The sequence below is a fragment of the Photorhabdus viridis genome (assembly GCF_040256935.1).
Classification (GTDB): Bacteria; Pseudomonadota; Gammaproteobacteria; order Enterobacterales; family Enterobacteriaceae; genus Photorhabdus; species Photorhabdus viridis.
This window is the reverse complement of the sequence record NZ_JBEJZY010000419.1, coordinates 1-249: the sequence shown is the minus strand read 5'-3', so window position 1 is coordinate 249 and position 249 is coordinate 1. Positions and strand designations below refer to the sequence as shown.

Annotated in this window: 1 protein-coding gene; it reads left to right on the top strand. The window is 51.4% G+C overall.

What is annotated here, in order from left to right:
• Positions 1–22: 22 nt before the first annotated feature.
• Positions 23–249 (top strand): IS4/Tn5 family transposase DNA-binding protein (locus tag ABR397_RS23990; protein WP_350307872.1); only part of this gene is annotated, 227 nt, incomplete at its 3' end.

Below are 249 nucleotides of genomic sequence, written 5' to 3'. Positions count from 1 at the left end.
AACACGACTTGAGGTAATCTTTATGTTTTCAACTTGCGCCGAACAATGGGCAAATGACACGTTTCAACATGCGGAATTAGGTGATAAACGCCGTACCAACCGCCTGGTGAAGGTGGCCTGTTCGTTGGCTAACCATATAGGACAATCGCTCGTGCAATCTCTTGACTCTCCTGCCGATGTTGAAGCGGCCTACCGACTGACCCGAAATTCCGCCATTGCGCCTCAGGCCATCGCCGAAGCCGGATTTAC